This is a genomic window from Dyadobacter sp. HNCC25DJ185 (genome assembly GCF_056895195.1).
The window spans coordinates 351282-374620 of the sequence record NZ_JBXHAR010000002.1 but is presented as its reverse complement, the minus strand read 5'-3'; the positions used below and the strand labels follow the sequence as shown (position 1 = coordinate 374620).

Here is a 23339-nt window from a genome sequence, read left to right as displayed (position 1 = left end):
ATATTTTATTATCCTATAAAGTCTATATACTATATAAAATTTTTACCTTTGTTCCTGCTAACAAAAAATCGCCCTAATGAAAAGAAATCTGCTGATGAAGCTTTGCTGTTGTAGGTGTCTCATTATTAACTAATTGGCTTGTCTGAATAAAACCGGACCGATACCAAAGGAGCGGAGAGTTCCTTTCCTAACGACGCTAAATAATTAACAAAACTGGATACCATCAATTACAAAGCATGAAACAATTCTTAAAATCAATCCTCTTAACGGGAGCACTTCTTCTCCCATTTTTTGTGTCCGCACAAGACGGCCCTATGATTAATGCAACGGTTTCGGGTAAAGTACTGGACGCCCGCAACGATGAGGCCCTCGTTGGTGCTACCGTCACCATTAAAGGTACCACCAATGGCTCCACCACCGATGCAAACGGGGAATTCAGCCTGGTTACAGGTCAGAAACTGCCTTTTACCCTGGTGGTATCCTATGTAGGATATCTGAAGAAGGAAGTGCTGATCAACGAAAGCAAAGTTGAAATCAAGCTAGAACTAAATAATACGCAGCTGGAAGACGTGGTCATTTCCTCACGTCGTCGCCAGGAATCGGCCCAGGACGTGCCTATCCCCATTTCCGTAATCGGTGGAACCAGGGCTGAAGATGCCGGGGCATTTAATGTGAACCGTCTGAAAGAGCTGGTGCCTACGGTACAGTTATATGCTTCCAATGCACGAAATACAACCCTCAACATCCGCGGATTGGGGTCGACTTATGGGTTAACCAACGACGGCGTTGACCCGGGCGTAGGTTTTTATGTGGACGGCGTTTACTATGCGCGTCCGGCTGCCACAGCGCTCGACTTTATTGATATTGAACGCGTTGAGGTGCTAAGAGGGCCGCAGGGAACTCTTTTCGGTAAAAACACCACGGCGGGTGCATTCAACATTACAACCCGGGCAGCGAGTTTTACGCCCGGAGCCAATTTCGAATTGAGCTACGGTAATTTCGGTTTCGTCCAGGCGAAAGCATCGGTTACGGGACCTATCAGCAAAAAACTGGCTGCCCGCGTTTCGTTCACGGGTACCCAGCGCGACGGCTTGTTTTACAATGTTCATACGCAATTGCCGATCAACGATATCAATAACATCGGTGTCAGAGGCCAGTTCTTATATCAGCCCAGCGATAATGTACAGATCACAGTGATCGGGGATATGTCCAGCCAGAAACCCAATGGTTATGGCTGGCCTGTTGCGGGGGTCGTGAAAACGAAAAGGGCTGATTACAGGCAGTTCAACAACATCATAGCTGACCTGGGTTATACCCTTCCTTACAAAAGCGCGTTCGACCGTATCGTCGATCTTGACACGCCTTCGAAAGCCGACAACAAACTGGGAGGTGTTTCAGTGAATGCGGACATCAAAATCGGGAATGGAACATTGACCTCTACGTCCGCCTGGAGGTATTGGAAATGGACGCCGCTGAATGACAGGGATTATATCGGGCTGCCCGTGTTTACTATATCTTCGGGTAACTCCGCACATGACCAATGGTCGCAGGAAATCAGGTATTCAGGAAGAATATCGCCCAAATTGAGCGGTGTGGTAGGGTTATTCGGCCTTTGGCAGGACCTGACTTCCGATCCCGTACAGACCGAGGAGGCAGGCTCGGCACAATGGCGGTTTGCACAGAGCTCAACAAGCGCTCTTTGGAAAACGCCGGGGCTGTTCGATAATTTTGGAATTCGCACGACAAACGAAATCAAGAGCACCAGCTTGGCGGTGTTCGCGCAGGCCGACTGGGCAGTGACGGATAAAATACATGTTTTGCCAGGTGTACGCTATAATTACGACAAGAAGGTTGTCGATTATAACAGGGTAACCTATGGTGGGTTGCAAACTTCTGATGCAGCCTTGATCGCGCTGAAAAACGCCGTCTATACCAACCAGTCGTTTAACACGGATTACGCTAAAGGCAACTTCTCCGGACAGCTGTCGGTACAATATAAAGCGAGCGCTAATCTCAATGCATATGCAACTTATTCTGTTGGTTATAAGCCAATTGGTGTTAACGTAGGTGGTCTGCCGACTGCCAATGGCGCTATTTTGATTGACCTGGCCAATGTGAAACCGGAATATGTGGACCACAAGGAGTTGGGTATCAAAACTAAACTGTCGCGCAACTCAGTATTGAACGTGACAGTGTTCCAGTCGGACATCAAGGATTATCAGACCCAGGTGCAAACGCCCGAGCCTGGTGTAAACCGGGGGTATCTTGCCAATGCGGAAAAGGTACGCGTAAAAGGTGCTGAAGTAGATGGTAACATCCGCTTTACGAACCTGACATTGAATGCAGCCGTAGCCTACACCGACGGTAAATATGTACGTTTTGCCAATGCACCGGTGCCATTGGAAGAAGTGGGCGGCGCGCAGGCTTTCAAGGATGTTTCTGGTGGACGACTTCCGGGTATCTCTAAATGGTCGGGTTCTGTGGGCGGCGAAGTAACTGTCAAAGGAACACTCATTAGTCTGAAGGGTAATTACTTTCTGGGGATCGATGAATTTTACCGGTCAGGCTTTTCATCAAGCCCTTCCCCTTCACAGTTCCTGAATATTAGTGGCTACGGACTAACTAACGGACGTTTGGGTTTCAGGGCTTCTAACGGGCTTACACTCTTCGTGTGGGGCAGAAACTTGTTCAACAAGAACTATTACGAGCAACTTCTGGCTGCGCCCGGAAGTGCCGGACAATATGCAGGTATTGTTGGTGATCAGCGCACCTACGGAGTAACCATCCGATTTACATATTGAGATAATGAGTTGCCTGACAGTAGATTACTGTTGGTCTTACATTGATTAAGGTTCACAGAAAGATAGTAGCAGACTTGTTTTGCTACTGTCTTTCTTTTTATAGCACCCATTGCTTATGAAGTCTAACCCTTGAAGAATCGTTTCTCTCTCATCATCAGTTCTGCATTACTGCTGCTACTGTCTTCCGCCGGATTTGTGATACAAAACAATCCGCAGGCGCCTGCGGATCCGAAACGCCCGAATATCCTCTTTTGCATTGCCGACGATGCCACTTTCCGGCATCTGAGTGCTTACGGCTGCAAATGGGTGAAGACGCCGGCATTTGACCGGGTCGCAAAAGAAGGCTTGCTGTTCACAAACGCATATACCCCCAATGCTAAATGCGCTCCTTCCCGGTCGTGCATTCTCACGGGCAGAAATCCATGGCAATTGGAAGAAGCGGCCAACCATGTTCCCTATTTTCCCGGCAAATTCAAAACATTTGTCGAACTGTTGGGTGAGCATGGCTATGAAACCGGTTTTACAGGAAAAGGGTGGGCGCCGGGGAATCCCGGCGAGATCAACGGAAAAGTGCGGGAACTGACGGGGCGCGCTTTCAACGATAAAAAACTGGATGCACCTACTACCGCCATTTCAGCGGTCGATTATGCGGGTAATTTCGAAGTATTTCTGAAACAAAGCCCAGCCGATAAGCCATTCTGTTTCTGGTACGGTGGCCACGAGCCTCACAGGGCTTACGAATATGGGTCCGGCATTGCAAAGGGAGGCAAAAAGCTAGGTGATATCGACGAGGTACCGGAATTCTGGATGGATAACGAGGTGGTCAGAAACGATATGCTGGATTATGGGTACGAGATCGAATATTTTGATCAGCAATTGCAAAAGATTCTGGACGTACTGGCCAGAAATAATGAGCTGGAGAGCACTTTGATCGTCGTGACTTCTGACAACGGAATGCCTTTTCCGCGTGCGAAGGGACACGCATATGAATATTCCAATCATTTGCCCCTGGCTGTGATGTGGAAAAACGGTATTAAAAACCCGGGCAGGAGTGTGGAGGCCTACGTAAGTTTCATCGATTTTGCGCCTACTTTTCTGGAAGTGGCCGGTATCGCAAAAAGCGGCATGCAACCTGTTCAGGGAAAATCTCTCACGGATATTTTCAAGGAGGAGAGAGGGCCGGGGCGCGACCATGTGCTGATTGGAAAAGAGCGGAATGATGTGGGCAGGCCGGATGACCAGGGTTACCCGATCCGTGGCATTGTGAAGGATCATTTGATCTATATCAAAAACCATGAACCTTCCCGCTGGCCAACGGGAAATCCGGAAACCGGCTATATGGATACCGATGGAAGTCCCACAAAAACGGCCATTCTCAATGCAGGCAAGGCCGGCAGGGATGATAAATTTTGGAAATTATCGTTTGGCATGCGTCCTGGCGAAGAACTTTACGACCTTAAAAAAGATCCTTACGCCATGCACAACCTGGCTGGGAAGGCGGAATTCCGGGAAATACAAACCGGTCTGCGTGTACAACTGGAGAAAGAGCTGAAAGAGCAGCATGACCCGCGCATGGCAGGGAAAGGCTCTCTTTTTGACCAATACCCTTACGCCGAGCCCAAAGTGCGCGACTATTACAATCGTTTTAGAAAAGGAGAAAAAATAAAGGCTGGCTGGATCAGTGAGAGTGATTTTGAAGAAGCTTTACACAGCGTTGATAGAAAATAGAAGTCCGGAGAAAGGATTAGTCGCGTCCGTACTGGCACTGATCCTAGCGGGCTTCTGGCTTTCAGAACTTCTGAAAACGGGGACGCAACTGGCTGGTACATTGCGGGATTATGTTTACGGGGTCAACACCGCCCGCGGCATTATCGACGGCAGCGATGCCTATGCAAGCCGTCCGGTCAGGAATCTTGAACTGCTATATTGACGTTGATGCGTTTGAATAAAGGGATTTTTTACACGACAAAAATTAGCCACATTTCCGTACGCTCCAATGTTGAACTGACGAAATATCCCTTTCTTCTCACGAAAGCAGGCTATTTTCCAACGAAAGCGAGATAGGAAAATAGGGGTTGTTTTTTCTTCCGACAACCGGGTGAATCTTTCAGGTCTTTTCTTAGATTTGAGCGTGTACGTCAACGTTACCCGCATGCTGGCCCGGCCAATGGTTCTATTTAAAGTGCTGCTTTTGATGCTGTTCCTGCCAGTTCGGGCTTACCCGCAAACGCTGCCGCTTAACCAGGAAAACTGCGCTATGCCAGTTTGAATGGCAGCACAAGTCCTGTTGCGGGCCGCCTTATCGTGGGCGACCAATATGTGGTGCCGGGCGATGGAACGGCTTCTTTGTCAGCGATCAACATCACCAATGGAAACATCACCTGGAACCGCCGATCCCTGAACAGGCACAAACCGACCTATCCGGTGGCGGTGAACGGGTTGATTATTACGCAGGATAACGAGGGGCTTTTTGCATTGGACGCGAATTCGGGCAATCCGGTCTGGAACCAGAAGCTTTCGGTCTATGGAGGAAAAGATTTCAGGGAAAACGGCCTCGCACTGTTGACCGAAAATCGGATATCGCTCGGGCTCCGGTACGATCTGGATCCCGGAGGAGGCGATATCATTATCGGTAATCCGGCAACGGGGACGGGTTTCACAGACAACGGCAGGTATTACGATACCCAGCAATGTCACCCGGACTTTGCGGACAATTACATGGTGCGGTCGGAGGGTGAGCATGGTATGGTCGCCTACACATCAGCCCCCTTCAGGAAACTCTGGGAAACAACATCCTCCATTCAGTCTTCCAACAGCCCTTTGATTCTCGGGGACAAAGTGTTCAGCTACATAAGCGGCAATCCCAATGCAACCGATGGTATTGTCGCAGTCAATAAAATGTCGGGCGCAAAGATCTGGCAGTATTTTCCAAAGCAAGGCAGGGTAGTGTCTAAAGCATGGAGCGCAGCAAGCATTTATCTGGCTGCAATCGTCAGGACCGACAACGCTGCGGGTGACTACGCCTACCAGTTGGATCTACTTAACTCTTCAAATGGCAGTCTCATATGGAGTCGGCCCCTTTATACAGATAATACCGGCCTGATGCTGGTCCCTTATGCACTTGCAACGGATACGATGGTTTATACCACAATTGGTGGAAATGAAGTGGTCTGTTACAACATCCAATCGGGGAGCATCGTCTGGCGAAAAAAGGTCTTGTCAGATGCTGGAAGAATTGGGCCGATGACCTTGTTTACCAAAGGTGCTAAGGCCTACTACATGCCCGAATCGGGCATGTAATGGACCAGCCTGTTCTGGTTATTCCGTAGGGTATCGTGGCAGATTAAGTCAGTACTGATCAGGCGATGACGTCGTTGGTTTCGGTGGTATTTTTGTTGTCGTTGATCAGCGGCAATAATCTGTTCAGCAGATACTGGGACCACGCAGGCGCACAGGATTCATAACATTCTATTTCCGGGGTCAGGCCTTCATGGGTGAATACGAGCTGGGTTTTGTCGCCCAGTTCTGAAATTTCAAAAATTACCTTCGTACCCAGCCACTCGTCCTTTTTGTCAAGAAAACTAAGCTCGCTATGGGTAATCAGCCACACTATCTTCTGGTTGGGTACGACCTCCACTAGTTTTTGCTTCGTGAAGTGAGCCCCGCCCGCAGCGCGAAAACTGAATTCATCATTGAGTTTTGCTGTGCCGCCGTCAATCTCTTCGGCGTAAAACCCAGACCACCAATCGCGAACGCTGGTAATCGTTTGAAATACTTCCTGCGGGGTTTGGTCGGACAATAGTGTTACCGTAAAATCTGATGCAGCCATTTTGTTGATTTTTCTAAGATGCGCTTTACAATTGAATGGTATTTTGGTCAATAAAGGATTTCTCAGTAAAAGAATTGCTCAGACACGATCTGGCCGTTTTTTACTTCATATAGCATGATCTGATCTATTTTTATTCTTCCAAAACCTTCCACGGTGATATCTACGCCGCGTCCTACGGCAAAGTGATTACCGGCTGCGGCAGGCGGGGTTGTATACGCTCCATGGAAATCCCGGATCTTACTTACAAAATCTTCCCCTTTTTTGCGGACAGCCGCTTTGCCTTCCGCGTAGCCAAAATAGGGAGAATGGGGAGGGTCAGTACTGGTTACGTGATCCGCGAAAAACGCGTCCTGGATTTCAAACCATTTTTCCTGCTGAGCAAGCTCGTCGAACCGCGCTGCGACTTCCTGAGTGGTTAATACTGTTTTGTTTGGAGACATCGGACTTTGATTTTAGCTGTTTAATCTGTTGTTGAGCAGGGTATCCAGTTTCTTCAATTTCGAAAGCCAGAACTCGTCGAAATAAGAAATCCAGGCCTTTAGCTCTTCGAAACCGTCCTTTTTAAGCGTGCAGTACCGTTCCCTCCCGATATCCTGTATAGAGATGAAACCTGCAGTCTGAAGTATTTTGACGTGTTTGGAAACGGCAGGACGGCTCATATCGAAATTGTCGGCCAGGCTGTTGATCGTCAGGCTGTCTTCGGAGAGTAACATCAGCATTTTCCTTCTGCTGGGATCCCCGATGACCTGAAATACATCAAGTTCAGGTATGGCCATGTTGTGCGCTGTTTAAAAGGTTGGCGATTTTGTCGAATTTTTCCAGCCAGCCATTGAGGAGGCCATTGTAAAAATTCAGATTTTCCTCTTTTGCAAAGCCGCTATGTTCCAGGAGCACCTGGGTTCCTTGCTCCGTGGGCTGCAATGTCCATTCAACAACAGACTCGAGCGTAATCTCACCGTTGCCGGGGCCGGATTGCCAGGTATAGGATACTTTTTTGAAAGGCAGTACCTCCAATACCTTGCAATAGAAGATCCCGTCGAAATCGAGGCTCGGTATAGGGTTCGTCCTGAACTGAAAGTCAAACCCAACAATCGGCTGAAAGTCATTTTTCATGAGCCATTGCGCCATCAGCTCAGATTTCGTGAGGTAATCCCAAACGATTTCGATCGGATGTGAGAAGAAAAAATGGTGCTTGATGATCTTTTCCATAATGCGTAACTTTGGAGTTACGCAAATGTATGGGTAACTTTTGGGTTACGCAAATTTTTGAAGAAAAAATTCAGTTTTTCGCCGTAGGTTTATCCCAGGCTTTTTAGCTATCCCTCTTTGATCATGATGCAGCTTCGTAAAACAACCTCAGTAAAAACAGCTGAAAGAAATTCGTATTACCTGATTGGGTGTTTAGTAACCATTGTGGCTGCGCTATCGTTTTTTACCAGGCTGGCCCTATTATGCAAATCTGCTTCAGCAATCGACTTTACTTTCGCCAACTTGCTGGGAATCTTTGGGATAGGGTTGTTTTATGACTTAGTCAACGCGGCTTATTTTGTGGCCCCACTGATGATGTACATCTGGCTGATGCCGGGCAGGTTCTGGAAGAAGCGCTGGCAGCAGGTTTTGCTTTATGGGATATTTTCCTTGCTGCTGTTTGTACTGCTTTTCAATGCAGTTTCTGAGTGGGTGTTCTGGGATGAGTTCAGCTCACGGTTCAATTTTATTGCCGTGGATTACCTGGTCTACACCAACGAGGTCATTGGGAACATCGAGCAGTCGTATCCGGTTGGGCTGATTGTCACGGTGCTGCTGGCGACAACCGCCGCCATCATGTATTTGATACGGTCGGCCATCAACAAGAAAGTCCAGGGCTATTCATTCAAGATCCGGTCCCTTGTCATGCTCGGCTACCTGTCTTTGCTGACAGGATTGTTTTTGATAGTTAGCAATAAATTCAAACAGTTCAGCGAAAACACCTACGTCAATGAACTTGCGGGCAACGGGATTTATGAACTTTTTGCAGCTTATCTTCATAACGAACTGGATTATGCGCAGTTCTATCAAAAGTTGCCCGAAAAAGAAGCTTTCAGCCGGATTCGTACCCTGACGAAAACCCCTGAAAGCCGGTTTGTGAATGAAGATCCATTCAGTATCGAGAGGACTATCAGAAACCAGGGCCCGGAAAAAAGGATGAATGTTGTGTTAATTAGCGTCGAAAGTCTGAGCGCCGATTTCCTGGGTGTTTTTGGCAATACGGAGCATATCACCCCCAATCTGGATTCTCTGGCCGGTCAAAGCCTTCTTTTTACAAATTTGTATGCAACGGGGACCCGCACTGTCAGGGGCCTGGAAGCACTATCGATTTGCACACCGCCGACACCCGGCCAATCTATTGTTCGTCGGCCCAAAAATGAAGGGTTGTTTTCGATGGGAAGGGTATTTGAGCAGAAAGGGTACGAAAGCAAATTCATCTATGGTGGTTACGGTTACTTTGACAACATGGGTTATTTTTTTGCAAACAATAATTATAAAGTGACAGACCGGACCCAAATCGCCAAAAAGGATATCGACTACGAGAACATCTGGGGTGTTGCCGACGAAAATCTTTTTACGCTGGCGACCAAGGAAATAGAAAATACGCTCGCAGCGGGCAAGCCGGTTTTTGCCCATGTCATGACGACTTCCAATCACAGGCCGTATACTTATCCCGAGGGGCGTATTGACATTCCGTCGCATACCAGCAGGGAAGGCGCCGTCAAATACACCGACTATGCGATTGGGCGGTTTATCCGGCAAGCATCGAAAAAATCCTGGTTTAAAAATACCCTCTTTGTCATTGTCGCCGACCATTGCGCTTCCAGCGCAGGAAAGGCCGACCTGCCGGTAAACAAATACAAGATACCGTTGCTCATCTATTCGCCGGGCTTGATCAAGCCCGGAAAAATGCAGCGACTGATGAGCCAGATCGATTTAGGGCCTACTATCCTGGGGCTTCTCAATTTTTCGTATACAAGCAAGTTCTACGGATACGATATTTTCAAACTGGAACCGGGGCGCGAGCGGGCATTTGTCAGTACATATCAGAGCCTCGGCTACATCCGAAAAGACACGCTGGTCGTCCTGAGGCCGCAGCGTAAGGTAGATTGCTTTATCCCTGATTTCAGCGATGGATCCGCGCTGCATACGCAATCCAGCCAGGCGCTGACGCATGAAGCGATCAGCTGGTACCAGACGGCCAGCTATCAGTTTCAACACAAGCTAATGAAATAGCATTGTTTCAGCGCATTCTTTCTCGGTCACCCTATGGCGATCGGGTGCTGAATCGTGCATATGGGGAAACCATTTGCGCTAATCCAGACGCATCGGAATTTTCTTTCATTTTCTTATTGTAATTAAGTCAAGAATTTGTAGTATTACCCAATGTTCTCCCTCGTCCTAATGTTTGTTACAATCACTTTATTTTCGCCCTGTCCGGTCGCATTTTGTACACCCCGTGCAATCGAATGGTTGCGGCAGTTATCCCTAATTACTCTTCATGATTACGGCTGGAGAGGCACACATTGCAATCAGTTCTGAAGATTGCCCACAGGAAGTTATATACCAACCCCTCTATTAAAATAATCATGAAACGGATTTACGTAATGCTTCTATTTATGCTGATTTACACCCCAAGTCGCTCTTGGGTCAAAAAAGGCGCTGATTTGGATTTAAACGAGCAAGGTGACGGATGCTCAACATCAGGTAAACAGACCGAATCTGTCGGAACAGTTAAGGGCAAGTAGTAGGGGCGCCCCACACGGTTGTCCAATACCCCTTTGTTTTTGACATTTTGGCAAGAGTTTGTTTGGCAAGAAAAGAAATCGCTGCGTGCTGCATTCGATGAAATTTTTCGGGAAAAGCGAGTTTGCAATAACCGGGGATTATACATTACTTCGGCTGGCAGCGACTTTCTTGCCATAACTGGCGATCGCTGGATTTTGCCGGAATGAGTTGAAAGTATATCGTCGGGTTACAGCCATTAATCCACAGGTTTGTGGAACTGCATTAAGTGAAGCTTTACGGAATGTTCGCGTTTTTGAAAATCCAGTGTAAACGTCATTGCGTCCGATAGTCCAATCAATGATCTGGAATTACTCCGTCGGATCGGGCAAAATATTGTAAAAATTCATCGCCAATTCCGGGATCTCTCCCCAAGTTATATCTTAAATCAATGATGATTTTGTAAGTGATGCTTGACTTTCCTTTGGCTTGCACCTGTTGAACTCCTTTTCCCTGATCCCACTTCATGCAATCGTTTTTACTCCTTGTTATGAGGCATTAAGTAGTGTATAGCTGATCTATATTATACAGTTGTTTTAAATGAAATCGAAGAAATGGGCTCCCCAGCGCAAGGCGAAAGTCTGCGCTTTCTCCGGAGGTGATTTTAATGATATTGCTTAGAGCGCTACCCAACGCCTGACAAAATTCAATATATTATCAATCTGTAATTGAATGTCAAAATCCACAAATACAAACAGACGGTCGCTCGTTTGTGGACACATCTGACAAATCATAAACACCTTTGTCGCAAAAATCGAGTGTTTGTGAGGCAGTCTTATAGGCAACGTTTTGTTATAGTGCATCCGACTTCTTAAAGCCTAAAATCCATAGCAATTTGTAAAATCTGCTTTTACGTTTCGGTAACATTCTTTTACAGGTCATTGACAGACGACAGGATAACAACCTTTAGCTTTGTGGACATCGCAGTGGTTGAGATCCTCGAAAACAAAAGAGCTGTGTTCGTATATACTGTCCCAATTTTGCTACTTAGGCCCCTCGGCTATGACGATTTCTAATTTAATATTGAGATAAAAGACCATTTCGACCAAACCATCCATGAAAAACCAACGCCTCTTCCTGATCCTTTCCTTTCTATTAGTTGTGTTTCACGTCCAGGCGGATGACCTGGACGATTTTATCCGGAGCCAAATGCAGAAGCGGGGTATTCCCGGTTTGTCCCTGGCTATCATTCAGGACGGAAAAATCCTGAAGGCTCAGGCATACGGGTTTATTGGTAAGGACGTAAAGGTGCCCGTCACGACGAACACCTTGTTTCAGGCAGGCTCGGTGAGTAAATCGGTTGCGGCTATGGGCGCTTTGTACCTTGTCGAACAGCACCAACTCTCTCTGGATGAGAATGTGAACGTAAAACTTAAAAGTTGGAAAGTCCCCGACAATGAATTTACAAATGACAAAAAAGTTACACTGCGCGGGATACTCAGTCACACTACAGGTCTTACCGTGCACGGATTCCCGGGATACGCTGTGGGCGCGAAGATCCCTTCGGTAGTGCAGATTCTGGATGGGACGGCCCCGGCCAATACACCACCGGTTCGCGTAGATTTTGTTCCGGGCTCCCGTTGGAGGTATTCAGGTGGCGGTTATACCGTCATGCAACAACTGATGGTGGATGTGACTGGCGCTGTATTTCCGGAATTCATGAAAAAGAATGTGCTTTCGCCATTGGGAATGAAAAATAGTACCTACCAGCAACCTTTACCTTCGGAACTGGCCAAATTGACGGCAACCGGTCACTACAACAATCGTAGTGTAGTGGAGGGGCGCTGGCACATTTATCCTGAGATGGCAGCAGCGGGATTGTGGACCACGCCGTCCGATCTGGCCCGGTTCGCGATTAGTATTCAGAATGCTTATGCTGGAAAATCAGGAAGTGTATTATCCCCGTCCATGACCCGGCAAATGTTGACAGATCAGAAAAACAGGGATGGACTTGGTGTTTTTTTGCAGGGTGACAGTACTACGCTCCGCTTCGGTCACAGTGGGCGCGACGAGGGTTTTGATGCGTTACTTACCGCTAGTGTGGACAAAGGACAAGGCATTGTGATCATGATCAATGCGAATGATAACTCGCATATGATGGGCAGGATTGTTGATTTTATCGCTGAATATTACCACTGGGACGGTTTTCCTGTAAAGACCGCTAAGCCGTCCGCGGTGGATGTGGATTCCCGGACATTAAAGGCATTCGAGGGTCGATATGAATTATTTAATAATCGAATTGTTACTTTTGAAGCTGAAAATCAGCGGCTTTTCACGATAGAAGATGGTTTTGTTGATGAAGAATTTGTGCCTGTCGCTCACAATAAGTTTACATCGACTGACCGGAATGTATCTGTGACTTTCAGTCCCGACGTCAATGGAAATGTGACTGGCTTCACGCTCCAAGACCATGATCAAAACTATGAGCGAACAGTACCACGTATCGGGCCGCTTGCCCACGCCCATCAAACCCATGCCGATCCTGATCCGTCACGCACACCCAAAATCATGGCGGCTTTGCAGGCTATGGTAAAAGGTGGTAAAATATTAGAAGAAGCATCGGGCATTACTTCGGGAGCCAAACGCGATTTTGCAGGAGGAATGCGAGAGCCGGAGACTTTGAAATCACTGACTTTTATTCATTCAGAAAACGTCGCAGGCCGGGGAATTCAACGTCATGACAGCGACGTAAGTGAAATAGTAACTTACCAATTGAAGTCCGATCAGCCGGACACATATATACTGGTCCATCTGACCTCCGACGGCTTGGTTACCGATTGCGATCTCGTTGAAAAATAATAGCTATTTGCAGCGAATTACTCAGGTACTTCGCTGCCGACAGTAGTTAGGAGTTGCCGTAGAAATGTTCGATGATAAAAAAAGGCCTAGATATGCGTGAAATTTTGGCACAAAAGCCCCTCAACTTGCGCTGAAGGGCTTTCGTACCAAGAGCGGACCAAATGCCGCTCAGTTTAGAGAAAATAGCTTCTTCAACTATTTCGTAATTCAATCAACTGTACGACTACGATGCGATTCTTGAAGTGCGCATGCAGTCTGACTGTTATTTCAATGCATAGGTATGGTAGCCACCATCAGCTACAACCTCTGTCCCTGAGATATAGCTAGCGGCATCTGAGGCCAGGAACAATACTGTTTTTGCAATTTCATCGGGATGGCCGAGCCTTTGCAATGCGGTGGTGGTAGCCAGGAAAGCCTGTGCTTCCTGAGGTAAGACGCTGTCCAAGCCCGGTGTAGCAATGGGTCCCGGACTAATCAGGTTTACGCGGATTTTCCGGGCTGCCAGCTCATTAGCTGCGATCTGAGCAATTTTATTCAGCGCACCCTTGGTTGCAGAATAGATGCTCGTTCCCAGGGTTGCGGCAGTGGCAGCCGATGAAGAAGTGAATAGCACGGATGCTCCGTCTGCCAGATGCGGAAGCAATTTTTGCAGTGTGAAGAAATGCCCTTTCACATTGGTGGTGAACTGTGCGTCAAAATTTGCCTCTGAGACTTTTTCTATAGGCTCAAATACTCCAATCGCTGCATTTAAAAAGAGAACATCCAGTTTATTTCCACTTTCCGCAAATGCTTGTTCCAGAACCAAAATATCTGAGAGTTTTGAAGTATCCGATACAACAGTAACCAGATTCGGGCTGTTTATGTCCGTGCCTGCCTTTTGTAGATTGTCCGCGCTTCTTCCGGTAATCCACACTTTTGCACCTGCATTAATAAATGCTTTTGCTGTTGCCAGTCCTATTCCTGATGTTCCGCCTGTAATAATGACGTTTTTGCCTGTGAAGTCCATAATTAAATTTTAGCTATTTTTGCAGTCTGTTTTATGAACTGCAAATCTACCAAAAGTAGTTTGAAAAACAAACTGCTTTTAACTATAATATTATGAAAACAATGGAGAGAAGATCAGCCTGTCCCATTAATTTTTCGGTGGAAATTTTCGGGGATAAATGGATGCTATTGATCTTGCGGGACTTGATGTTTAACGGCAAAAATTCTTTTCTGGAGTTTCGGGCATCAGCCGAGAAAATATCATCCGCAGTACTGACCGAGAAGTTGAACACGTTAGTGGACGAAGGAATTGTTTCGAAGGTAGTCTCGCCCAAAAACGCGTCGAAATTCCTGTATCTGATCACCGACAAAGGCATCGAGCTGGTGCCAGTCATGGTAGAAGTTCTTGAGTGGGGATCGAGGTACAACCCAGACGGCGGCCCCAGACCATTGCTTACCCAGATCAAGCAGAACAAAAAGAAAGCGATTGCGGAGCTGCAGGATAAATTGAGAAGCGAGCGGCGATCTCATGGGTTGGATTAAAGACGCGCAGACAACCTGACAGGTTCCTTGGCGACCATCCCTTGCCATACTAGAAGCCATTTTTACATATAATCTGCCGGATCGATAGACTGAGGACTTTATAAGATGCTATCCAAAATAGGTTGTGATCGTAATGTTTGGGTATCGTAAACCAAAAAAGCCCCTCAACTTGCGTTGAAGGGCTTTCGTACCCGGAACAAAAGTCGAACCAGATATTGGATGATTTACGGAAATTGACAGAATGGACTCTCTGAATTAAATTTTGTCTTTTCGGGAATCGCTACTCGGCTTTCAAGGATTTTACAGGATTGACAATGGCGGCTTTGACGCTTTGAAAACTTACAGTGACGAGTGCGATGCAAATGGCAATACTGCCCGCGATCGCAAAGATCTCCCATGACAAATCGATCCGATAGACAAAACTTTGCAGCCAATGATGAGTCGCATACCAGGTCAGGGGAGTGGACAGGATAATGGCGAGCGCAACAAGCTTTACAAAATCTTTGGAAAGCAAAGTGACCACATTGGCCACATTGGCACCCATCACTTTTCTGATACCGATTTCTTTCGTCCGCTGCTCGGCAGTAAATGCAGCGAGGCCCAAAAGTCCCAGGCAGGAAATGATAATGGCCAGAAATCCGAAAGCCTTGATCAAAGTGTTGACAACCATTTCGGAACGGTACATCTTTTCGTAATCCTGGTCGAGGAAATGATAAGAAAACGGATAATTCGGATTCAGGCTTTTAGTCACATGTTCAATATGTGCGAGTGCCTCGCGGGTTTTTCCCGGCTGCGTCCTGACCATGATATGCTCCGTATTCAGTCCTTTGTAATTAACCAAAATCAAAGGCTTGATCGCTTCGTGAAATGTGGAGATGTGAAAGTCTTTCATCAAACCTACAATAGTCCCTTTACCCATCCAGAATTTCACCTGTTTACCAACCGGATCAGTCATTTTCATCATTTTGGCCGCGGCTTCATTAATGATGTAATTGGCTGTATCGGCCGCAAAGTCTTTTGAAAAATCGCGGCCATCGACCATTTGAATGTTCATTGTTTTTGCAAAATCATAACCGACAAATGTTGCGCTCACCGTATTGTCGAGATTTTTGTCGCGTCCTGTCCAGTCAAGATCACCTGAATTGCTGGTAATGTTGGTGGGTACAGCGCCTGTGGTCGTGGCTGCCACGATTAAAGGCGAGTTGATTATTTCCTGCCGGGCTACCTCCAACTTATCAATTAAATTGCCTTCGATCGGGATATAAACCACGTTCTCTCTGTCAAGCCCCAGCCTTTTCGTCTGAATATAGTTCATCTGACGCCCTATAACCAGCATGCCGGTTATCAGAAACACAGAAAGCATAAATTGAAATACCACCAGACCTTTTCTTAAAAAAGTCCCCTTACTGCTAAAAGCAAGTCTGCCTTTTAGTATCCGGATAGGCTGGAGTGCTGACATATACAATGCCGGATAACTTCCTGCCACCAGTCCTGTAACCAGTAACAAGGCAAGCAGGGAAAGCCATAGCGACGGGTCGATCCAGGAAAGTGCAATCTGCTTTTGAACCACTTCGTTGAAAAATGGTAGCACGGAAGCCACAAAAACAAGGGCAAGCATGCAAGCGAGAATGCTCACGATCAGCGATTCGCCCAGGAACTGCATGGTCAGGTATTTTCTCTCCGCACCAACTACTTTGCGAACGCCAACTTCTTTTGCCCTTTTTACCGAACGTGCGGTGGCCAGATTCATAAAATTGACGCAGGCGATCAGCAGTATAAAAATGGCGACGATGGAAAACACACGCACATATTCGATCCGGCCCCCGGCAGGTTTCAGGCCTTCGTAGTCAGAATAAAGATGAACATCCTGCAAACTTTGAAGCAGGGGAAAACTGACCAGTTCGGGTGGGGCGCTTTTCTTGATTACCTGCCGCATTACTTTTTCCGCATGAGAGGCATTTGCGTCCCGGGTGAGCAACGCATAGGTCTTGAAGCTGGAATTGCCCCACCATTTCATCCAATCCTGTTCCTGTACTTTGAAATTAATGATCCAGTCAAAACGTTCGGAGGCATTCAAAGGAATATCTTCAAAAACGGCACTGACGACAAAATTGGTCTTGTTATCTACTTTGACCGTCTTGCCCACCGCATTTTTGAAACTGAAATATTTTTCGGCCAGCTTCCGTGAAATGGCGATAGAATTCGGTTGTGCGATGGCATTGACAGCGCTGCCACTGACAAAAGGCGTATTGAATACTTTGAAAAAGTCGCCAGTTGCGTAGATGCCGTTTTCCTTGGTGGATTTTTCTCCCGCCTTGATGAGCAAATCACGGTTCCAGGTAATTTTTGTGATCGCTTCCACTTCGGGAACCTGCTTTTCAATGGCCTCCTGCCACGGCCCGGGAGTTGGTTCGCCGACACCTCTTTGTCCCTTCCAGTCAAACCCTGACCGGACGAAATAGATGCGGTTTAAATTGGGATAAAAACGGTTGAACGAAACCTCATCTTTCACCCACAACCCGATTAAAAGGCTACAGGACATGCCGAGCGCCAGTCCGAAAATGTTAATGAACGAAAAGAGTTTATTTTTTAACAAACTCCTCACAGCTACTTTGAAGTAATTTTGAAGCATGATCTGGTTGCCAAAGAATGGTTGTTGGAATACGACCGTAAATAACTGTTTTCGATTTTATCAAAAATGTACCAGATGATACTTTGTTCTTTTTCAATAAGTTACAACTGGTAAGTGTCCGGTAGCGGACAGCGGGTTTGAAGAACCGAACAATCTGGTTTGTCTAACCGGATATGAATTACGTGATGGAATTTTCAAGTTTTAAACGAAAAAATCCCCTCAGCTTGCGTTGAAGGGATTTGTACCCGCATCGGTACAAATGTCGAACGAAGGTTTGGTGATTTGCAGGCTATGTCTTCTTTAGGTGCTTCATAATCATCAGTAGGACCTGAGTAGTTTGCGATCATCTCCAATGGTCTGCAGCATACTCGCATATTGCATTTACTGCCGATCTGCAAGCCAGCATTTTTTCAAGATGCTGTCGGGTCAAATACTAACCTTATTCCGCACGAAGTGTTTTGATCGGATTCATCATCGATGCCTTCAAGCAACGAAATCCGACCGTCACCAATGCAACAAGCAACGTGATCATGATAGCCAAGGCAAAAATGCCTGCTCCGGGTTCAAAATGATATGCAAAATCACTTAGCCATTGCTGCATGATCCACCATCCCAACGGAGCAGCCAGAAAGAACGCAATACCTAACAGGGTGAGGAATTCTTGACCGAATAACCATAGGATATTTGCAGTGTCTGCACCTAAAACTTTGCGAACGCCGATTTCTTTTGTTCGTTGATTAGCCATAAAAGACACCAACCCGTACAAGCCAAGGCAGCCGACGAAGATAGCCACAGCAGCAAAAGCTTGAATGAGTCGCAACAGCATATGATCCAGCTTGTAAAACTGGGCGATATCTCCGTCCAGAAAGCGGTAGGTGAAAATGGACGACGGGTAAATTCCAGTCCACGTTTTTTCAAGCTTTTCCAGCGTCGGCGCCAGATTTGCCATATTGACTTTAACCCCGCAACTGCGATAATTCTCGCTGTTCGTGGTCAAACATAGCGGCTCAATGCCCGATCGCAACGATTGAAAATGAAAATCCCGCATGACACCAACTACCGTCCCGCGCCTGCCATTTATATTCACCAGTTTACCCACCACTTCGTCGATCGAAGCCAATCCAAGCGATTTTACGGCAGATTCATTCAGAAGATATTCACGGACCGTGTCCGACGGATTCAGGTTTCTGCCAGCCAGCATTGCGATCTGGAAAGTGGGAACATACTGAGCGTCGGCAGCCTTGAGTGAAATTGCAAAGTCTTCCGCCTTCGGGCGTGAATCAAATTGAATGCTTGTATTTCCAATGGTTTCGGAGGCGGGCGGTGTGCTGAAAAATGTTACCCCTTCTACGCCGGCGGACTGCGTCAGCTCGGCTCCCAATGCGGATATTTTCGCTATTTTATTCTCAGGAATGGGCAGGATAATAACCGCTTCCTTTTCAAAACCCATGTTCGTTTGCTGGGAGTAGCGTAATTGATTGGTTACGAACAATGTGCCTATTATCAAAAGCTGTGAAATCGCAAACTGTCCCACAACCAAACTTTTTCGAAGCGAAAAGCCCCCCTGAGATTTTTGTGATAACTTTCCTTTGAGCGCCATGATCGGCTGCAGTTTCGCAAGGATAATACCTGGATAAGCCCCGGAAAAGAAAATGACTGTTAGCAGCAGAACTGCCATAAAAACAGTCAGATATTTGTCCTTCAATGGATCAATGACCAATTTTATTTCAAACCATTGGTTAACAAAAGGGAGCGCCAGGCATGCCAGCAAAATTGCAATGAATAACCCCAGAGTCGCGATTATTGCAGTTTCGGTCATGAATTGCCAGAAAAGGGAGCCTTGCTGACTACCCAATGCTTTCCGGACGCCAATTTCCCTGGACCGTCCGACTGCCTGCGCCGTGGCCAGATTAACAAAATTCACACATGCTGTCAATACCAGGAAGAACCCGATCCAGGCAAAGGTGCCAAGTGTTTTCTTATCTGTTTTTCCACGGAGCGTGGTGTTAAAATGGATGTCGTTGAGTGGTTGGAGCTTAAATCGGAAGTGTTTGGCATTCTCCTTATCATAATGTATTTCTGAAATCCTGGGCAGGACTGTTTTGTTGACCAGATCTGCGGATATGCCGGGTTTGAGTTGTACATAACATTGCATGTCCTTGTTAACGCTATACCACCAGTCTTTTTCAACCATCCAGGGACTGTGGTTTTCCAGGTTGTCAAACGGGATAAAGATTTGGGATTGAAAATCTGTATTTGAAGGAAGGTTAGCCAATACGCCCGTAACCCGAACCATGAGTGAGTCATCGATCCGCAATAACTGGCCCACCGCATCTTCCGTCCCAAAATACTTTTCTGCAGTTTTTTCAGTGATCAGGGCCGTATTTTTATCCTTTAAAATGTGGTGTGTACTTCCTTCAATCAGAGGGAAATTAAAAATATCCAGGAATGCCGGGTCAGCAAATGCAATGTCTTCTTCAAACTTTTTTTGATCAGAAAGCGAAACGACCCTTTTGGGCAGGAATGCAATTCGACCTACTTTTTCAGCCACACCAAATTCGGTACGGAAAGCATGCCCTAAGGGATTTGGGACGCCCGTATTATAGTTAATTTTGTCTCCGTGTGTTTCGGTGTACACGCGGTAAGTGCGTTCTTTACCCGCATGGAAATCATCAAAGCTGAGATGGTATTTTATCAGGGAAAAAATGAGTATGGCCGAGCAGATTCCCAGGCTCAGGCTAATTGTATTGATGATTGTATAGGATTTGTGGCGACTTAACTTCCTGTAAGCAACTTTAAAATGATTATTGAGCATGGCTATTGGATTGGGTTTTGAATAAATAACTTCCTGTTTGTATGGTTGCTTTGCGTCGTTGCGCCATAGCCGGGGGTGGATCAATAGCAACATGTCAAGTACATATAATATCCGGGATAGTAGATACCCGTAGCGCGTGCTCCGTTTTTGGAACAGTTCGTACAGATCCCCCAGAATTTCTTCGCGTAAATGCCCGGCTGTAATTTGAGTCATTAACCACTCAGCCCACCGCGGTGGCTTGGATGGATGATCAGTCTGTTTTTGATCGTGCTTGTTTCTTCCGGCCATATCAGTTCACAAAAGCGGTTTCAGAAATGCTATCCCAGAGCTCATTTCGAATGCGTCTCGATTCGCGCAATGCCTGTTCACCTGCCGCGGTCACGGTGAACAAGCGTTTCCGACGACCGCCGCGTTCGGCAGAGGCTTCTCCGAAAAGCGAGTGAACGAGTTTCTTTTCTTCCAGCCGCTGCATGGTACGGTGTACAACACCCAAACTCATCGGCTGGCCAAGTCTGTCATCGAGGGAGTCCAGCACGGCTACGCTGTAAGCGTCGTTGTAAAGCATTTCGATGGTCAGCAGGACGATCTCCTCAAATTCACCTAAATGTGTACCCTTCATCAGAAATAAGGTTCGCGGATATATCTTATCATTTTGCATAGCAAATTATACGCCAGCATTGATAATGTGCATTTAGATTAATTCAGGGCACTTTTAACAGGATTAGTGGTTCATTTTTGTTCGTTTTTGAACAATATTCAGTTCAAATATGGACGACAGCATCGATCTGATCTGTTGCGGAATTTTGCCAAAGCTCTGGTTAATTGCCAGAGCCGGAGTTGAGCCGGGAATACGCCAGGAAGCGATAGAAACATGGGTTTGGCGGGGCTTGTAAACACAAAAAAGCCTCTCAACTTGCGTTGAAGGGCTTCTGTACCCGCAACGGGACAAATGTCGAACCATTTGCTAATGGGTTTAAAAAAATTGGCAGATATAAGTATCTATAAGTGAGTATATTAGTTTATTTGATAATGTTGCCAATGTGTAGTGACTGAGACTAAACTCTTGGTACATAAGGTTGTTACCCAGAGGGTGTTTGCGAAGCTGCCAGAGGTTGTTACACTGTAACTCTTTAAATTTAGATGGCCATTTTCATATCGTCTCCTTGGGGCCACAACTAAATATAGCCAAACACATGCAACCGGCTCTGTGTGCAACACAATAGGCGGATGCTACAAGCATCGTTTCATAAAATGAGGATTTTATGAAAAAGTATCTGTGAGATGGTTATCGAAGTTCGAACCATTTCTGGCTCAGTAGGCGAGGGGTATATAATATCATCAGATGGCTCCAGACCGGTATTTTTCCAGCATCCGAACCTTATTGAGCCGCTCCATGCGCTTGTTGGCAATGGTGAACGAAAATCCATAAATGATTTTTATCCCTTTGATCGGTTTGTAATTCAAAGACAAGTCACTTTCAAATCCCAGATACTTACCGACTATTTCCCTGCCTTCATTAATAAGTGGATATTGTGAGTAAAATAGTTGGGCATAGCTTCGCAAAGAAAACTCTTTGCCGGCCTGGTAAATAATAAAGAGATCCGGATTGATGAGTCCTTTTCATTGGCATCCGCTGGGAACCTCGTGAACAGGTTCATGTTGCTCATAAATTTCCAGGCAACTTCATAGGGCGGCACGAATGAATCGGATATTTTTAGAGTCCGTATTTTTCTCTCCTCTCAATATTTCAGCACCCAACCGAAACAACGGTAAAAACCAAGGGCTGTTTCTAAATCAGGGATGAAAGTTTTTGGGTTCGTTTCGTGCAGTTCGTGAACCATCGTTGACCAGTAGAGTTTGTCATTTACCACATCAATTTCCCAACTTCCAATTTTGGCCAGTCTTGAAGCCTGTTGGAAAAACACATTATTGAAGTCATGTTTGTTTTCTTCCATAATTAAACTGTTTTTCGCCATGCTCTTCATACTTGAACTTGACGGTCTCCTGCCTAATCAATGCACAATTTCGGAGCGAAAGAAAACTTCACGATTACATCGGCCCGATCAGCTCCACAAATGTTCCGTCCGGGTCCTGGACCAGTACGAAGTGTGAATCTTTTGTCAGAGGCGTAGGTGTGTTGCCCAGGAAAGTCACGTTTTGCTCCTTCAGCCTGTCAATGATGGGTTTTAAGGATTTGACCTGAATGGTGATATACTGCGGACCTGTATCGTCCTGAATGAATTTTGGCTTTGGATGACCTCCCTTTTTCCCGAAACTCATCAGTTTCCAATCGGTGCTTTCAGGGCTGTTTTCCAGTTTAAGAATGTTAACGTCGACCGCTTCACCACCTGTTAAACCGCCTCGTTTACCGAATTCTGCACTGATTGTGAAATTGCCGGTTTTGACCATGCCGATCCCTTTTATATAGAAATCCAACGAGCGTTGCATGTCTGCTACCACGACGCCAACTCCGATGGATTTACTTGTAAAATTGGATTGTGCATGAACGAGACCGCCAAAGAGGAGTGTAGCAAGGATTAACAGATTCTTGAAAGTGGACATGCTTATAAATTGTTTATTTTGAAAATAGGATCACTGCCGCATCTAGATTTTCTATGAAGAGCCTAAACACAATTATTGTGAAGGGTAGTACTCAATGTTTTACTTGACTGCCAGTAAGTCGACCATTTCAAGGACCGGATCAACTGCAAGCAGGTCCGGCGCATTTGCCATCAATGCTTTGGCGATCTCGCCTCCCAAATGTGCCTCCCTGCCTTCCTGAGTTTCGAATGTATCGAAAATTCCGAATGTGGAAGGACCTATTTGCAGGGCAAACCAGTTGATGGTACCTGCTTCCTCCATCGCCAAAGGCAAGGCACCTTTGAGAAAGTCCGCGACGTCTTGCTCTTTACCTGGCTTAGCTTCGAGCCTTGCCAGAATTCCCAATTTTACCATAACTGTTTGATTAGTTTAAATGAAATGAACTTAATACATCCTTGTGATGAGATGGTATTAAAGTCAAGCGTTAATCTCTGGGATTATACTGCTGGTATTTGTTAGTAATCAAAAATATCCGGTGCGGTATTTCTGCCTTTGTCTCACCAACCTTAACTACTTTAACAT

19 protein-coding genes are annotated in these 23339 nt (G+C 46.3%); 7 read left to right on the top strand and 12 right to left on the bottom strand.

What is annotated here, in order from left to right; all coding sequences use genetic code 11:
* The first annotated feature begins 236 nt into the window (after positions 1-236).
* The 4 genes from AC1XUF_RS06920 (at position 237) to AC1XUF_RS06905 (ending at position 6101) form a co-directional block, all read left to right on the top strand.
* Positions 237-2801, top strand: coding sequence for a TonB-dependent receptor (locus tag AC1XUF_RS06920; protein ID WP_483340941.1), 2565 nt, complete (start codon positions 237-239; stop codon positions 2799-2801).
* A 129-nt stretch (positions 2802-2930) separates the two neighbouring features.
* Positions 2931-4529, top strand: coding sequence for a sulfatase family protein (locus tag AC1XUF_RS06915; protein WP_483340940.1), 1599 nt, complete (start codon positions 2931-2933; stop codon positions 4527-4529).
* Entirely contained in the window at positions 4516-4731 is a 216-nt protein-coding gene (locus AC1XUF_RS06910) for a hypothetical protein (RefSeq protein WP_483340939.1), read from the top strand. Before AC1XUF_RS06915 ends, AC1XUF_RS06910 begins: the two co-directional genes overlap by 14 nt.
* Before the next feature lie 335 nt (positions 4732-5066).
* Positions 5067-6101 carry an outer membrane protein assembly factor BamB family protein gene (locus AC1XUF_RS06905; RefSeq protein ID WP_483340938.1) on the top strand — a complete coding sequence of 345 codons (1035 nt, stop codon included), beginning with the start codon at positions 5067-5069 and terminating at the stop codon, positions 6099-6101.
* A gap of 58 nt (positions 6102-6159) precedes the next feature.
* Here the strand turns inward: AC1XUF_RS06905 and AC1XUF_RS06900 are convergent, their stop codons facing one another.
* The 4 genes from AC1XUF_RS06900 to AC1XUF_RS06885 form a co-directional block, all read right to left on the bottom strand.
* Positions 6160-6630 carry an SRPBCC family protein gene (locus AC1XUF_RS06900; protein ID WP_483340937.1) on the bottom strand — a complete coding sequence of 157 codons (471 nt, stop codon included), beginning with the start codon at positions 6628-6630 and terminating at the stop codon, positions 6160-6162.
* A 62-nt stretch (positions 6631-6692) separates the two neighbouring features.
* The gene (locus AC1XUF_RS06895) at positions 6693-7070 is read right to left on the bottom strand and encodes a SnoaL-like domain-containing protein (RefSeq protein WP_483340936.1); all 378 of its coding nucleotides are present in this window, start codon (positions 7068-7070) and stop codon (positions 6693-6695) included.
* A gap of 12 nt (positions 7071-7082) precedes the next feature.
* Positions 7083-7406, bottom strand: coding sequence for an ArsR/SmtB family transcription factor (locus AC1XUF_RS06890; RefSeq protein ID WP_483340935.1), 324 nt, complete (start codon positions 7404-7406; stop codon positions 7083-7085).
* Complete coding sequence (locus tag AC1XUF_RS06885) at positions 7393-7839, bottom strand: SRPBCC family protein (RefSeq protein WP_483340934.1); 447 nt, start codon at positions 7837-7839, stop codon at positions 7393-7395. Before AC1XUF_RS06885 ends, AC1XUF_RS06890 begins: the two co-directional genes overlap by 14 nt.
* A gap of 123 nt (positions 7840-7962) precedes the next feature.
* Between AC1XUF_RS06885 and AC1XUF_RS06880 the strand changes: the two genes are divergently transcribed.
* Positions 7963-9894 (top strand): LTA synthase family protein, encoded by a 1932-nt coding sequence (locus AC1XUF_RS06880; RefSeq protein WP_483340933.1) that lies wholly within the window; start codon positions 7963-7965, stop codon positions 9892-9894.
* Between the two features lie 1605 nt (positions 9895-11499).
* On the top strand, positions 11500-13242 hold the full coding sequence (locus tag AC1XUF_RS06875) for a serine hydrolase (RefSeq protein WP_483340932.1): 1743 nt from the start codon (positions 11500-11502) through the stop codon (positions 13240-13242).
* Between the two features lie 262 nt (positions 13243-13504).
* Here the strand turns inward: AC1XUF_RS06875 and AC1XUF_RS06870 are convergent, their stop codons facing one another.
* A complete protein-coding gene (locus tag AC1XUF_RS06870) occupies positions 13505-14248 on the bottom strand; it encodes an SDR family oxidoreductase (protein WP_483340931.1) in 744 nt (247 codons plus the stop codon).
* Between the two features lie 101 nt (positions 14249-14349).
* On the opposite strand from AC1XUF_RS06870, the gene AC1XUF_RS06865 reads away from it, so the two are divergent.
* Positions 14350-14769: a winged helix-turn-helix transcriptional regulator gene (locus tag AC1XUF_RS06865; RefSeq protein ID WP_483340930.1), complete on the top strand. Its 420-nt coding sequence runs from the start codon at positions 14350-14352 to the stop codon at positions 14767-14769.
* A 280-nt stretch (positions 14770-15049) separates the two neighbouring features.
* Here AC1XUF_RS06865 and AC1XUF_RS06860 read toward each other — a convergent pair whose 3' ends face one another.
* The 7 genes from AC1XUF_RS06860 to AC1XUF_RS06830 form a co-directional block, all read right to left on the bottom strand.
* Positions 15050-17401 carry an ABC transporter permease gene (locus tag AC1XUF_RS06860; protein ID WP_483340929.1) on the bottom strand — a complete coding sequence of 784 codons (2352 nt, stop codon included), beginning with the start codon at positions 17399-17401 and terminating at the stop codon, positions 15050-15052.
* 439 nt (positions 17402-17840) lie between these two features.
* Positions 17841-20504 (bottom strand): ABC transporter permease, encoded by a 2664-nt coding sequence (locus tag AC1XUF_RS06855; protein ID WP_483340928.1) that lies wholly within the window; start codon positions 20502-20504, stop codon positions 17841-17843.
* Position 20505: 1 nt separating this feature from the next.
* Positions 20506-20835 (bottom strand): PadR family transcriptional regulator, encoded by a 330-nt coding sequence (locus tag AC1XUF_RS06850; RefSeq protein WP_483340927.1) that lies wholly within the window; start codon positions 20833-20835, stop codon positions 20506-20508.
* Between the two features lie 719 nt (positions 20836-21554).
* Entirely contained in the window at positions 21555-21779 is a 225-nt protein-coding gene (locus AC1XUF_RS06845) for a hypothetical protein (RefSeq protein WP_483340926.1), read from the bottom strand.
* Between the two features lie 176 nt (positions 21780-21955).
* The gene (locus tag AC1XUF_RS06840; RefSeq protein ID WP_483340925.1) at positions 21956-22171 is read right to left on the bottom strand and encodes a hypothetical protein; all 216 of its coding nucleotides are present in this window, start codon (positions 22169-22171) and stop codon (positions 21956-21958) included.
* Positions 22172-22265: 94 nt separating this feature from the next.
* Positions 22266-22778, bottom strand: coding sequence for a VOC family protein (locus tag AC1XUF_RS06835; protein WP_483340924.1), 513 nt, complete (start codon positions 22776-22778; stop codon positions 22266-22268).
* 99 nt (positions 22779-22877) lie between these two features.
* Positions 22878-23171 (bottom strand): putative quinol monooxygenase, encoded by a 294-nt coding sequence (locus AC1XUF_RS06830; protein ID WP_234612342.1) that lies wholly within the window; start codon positions 23169-23171, stop codon positions 22878-22880.
* Positions 23172-23339: the final 168 nt, after the last annotated feature.

Excerpts from the sequence above, each read along its gene's own strand:
- AC1XUF_RS06860 (WP_483340929.1), bottom strand. The coding sequence starts at position 17,401 with ATGCTTCAAAATTACTTCAAAGTAGCTGTGAGGAGTTTGTTAAAAAAT.
- AC1XUF_RS06865 (WP_483340930.1), top strand. The coding sequence starts at position 14,350 with ATGGAGAGAAGATCAGCCTGTCCCATTAATTTTTCGGTGGAAATTTTC.
- AC1XUF_RS06900 (WP_483340937.1), bottom strand. The coding sequence starts at position 6,630 with ATGGCTGCATCAGATTTTACGGTAACACTATTGTCCGACCAAACCCCG.
- AC1XUF_RS06830 (WP_234612342.1), bottom strand. The coding sequence starts at position 23,171 with ATGGTAAAATTGGGAATTCTGGCAAGGCTCGAAGCTAAGCCAGGTAAA.
- AC1XUF_RS06875 (WP_483340932.1), top strand. The coding sequence starts at position 11,500 with ATGAAAAACCAACGCCTCTTCCTGATCCTTTCCTTTCTATTAGTTGTG.
- AC1XUF_RS06870 (WP_483340931.1), bottom strand. The coding sequence starts at position 14,248 with ATGGACTTCACAGGCAAAAACGTCATTATTACAGGCGGAACATCAGGA.
- AC1XUF_RS06835 (WP_483340924.1), bottom strand. The coding sequence starts at position 22,778 with ATGTCCACTTTCAAGAATCTGTTAATCCTTGCTACACTCCTCTTTGGC.
- AC1XUF_RS06840 (WP_483340925.1), bottom strand. The coding sequence starts at position 22,171 with ATGGAAGAAAACAAACATGACTTCAATAATGTGTTTTTCCAACAGGCT.
- AC1XUF_RS06855 (WP_483340928.1), bottom strand. The coding sequence starts at position 20,504 with ATGGCCGGAAGAAACAAGCACGATCAAAAACAGACTGATCATCCATCC.
- AC1XUF_RS06890 (WP_483340935.1), bottom strand. The coding sequence starts at position 7,406 with ATGGCCATACCTGAACTTGATGTATTTCAGGTCATCGGGGATCCCAGC.
- AC1XUF_RS06895 (WP_483340936.1), bottom strand. The coding sequence starts at position 7,070 with ATGTCTCCAAACAAAACAGTATTAACCACTCAGGAAGTCGCAGCGCGG.
- AC1XUF_RS06920 (WP_483340941.1), top strand. The coding sequence starts at position 237 with ATGAAACAATTCTTAAAATCAATCCTCTTAACGGGAGCACTTCTTCTC.
- AC1XUF_RS06880 (WP_483340933.1), top strand. The coding sequence starts at position 7,963 with ATGATGCAGCTTCGTAAAACAACCTCAGTAAAAACAGCTGAAAGAAAT.
- AC1XUF_RS06885 (WP_483340934.1), bottom strand. The coding sequence starts at position 7,839 with ATGGAAAAGATCATCAAGCACCATTTTTTCTTCTCACATCCGATCGAA.
- AC1XUF_RS06850 (WP_483340927.1), bottom strand. The coding sequence starts at position 20,835 with ATGAAGGGTACACATTTAGGTGAATTTGAGGAGATCGTCCTGCTGACC.